Source organism: Shewanella sp. MM_2022_3 (genome assembly GCF_022557375.1).
GTDB lineage: Bacteria > Pseudomonadota > Gammaproteobacteria > Enterobacterales > Shewanellaceae > Shewanella > Shewanella xiamenensis.
In genome coordinates this window covers 1-255 of the sequence record NZ_JAKZGV010000142.1, presented here as the reverse complement: position 1 = coordinate 255, position 255 = coordinate 1, and the positions used below count along the sequence as shown (strand labels likewise).

Here is a 255-nt window from a genome sequence, read left to right as displayed (position 1 = left end):
TCAATGGTGTGGTTTACACCACCGCCAACGGCTTAGTGATTGATGCGCAAGGTAACTGGAGCGTCGACCTGACCGGTACTGTGCTGCCTGACGGCACTTACCCCGTCAGCGCCACCGTCACCGACGTCGCCGGCAACAGCAAAACTGTTACCCAAGATGTGGTGATTGACACCAAGATTGACCAAGACGGTGACGGTAACACCGTGGCCATCACCGCCATCACCCAAGACACTGGCAGCTCCAGCAGTGACTTTA

At 56.5% G+C, this 255-nt stretch carries 1 protein-coding gene; it reads left to right on the top strand.

Going from position 1 to position 255, the window contains the following annotated elements:
* On the top strand, positions 1-255 hold a 255-nt coding region (locus tag MMG82_RS21525; protein ID WP_241407426.1), incomplete at both ends, for an Ig-like domain-containing protein.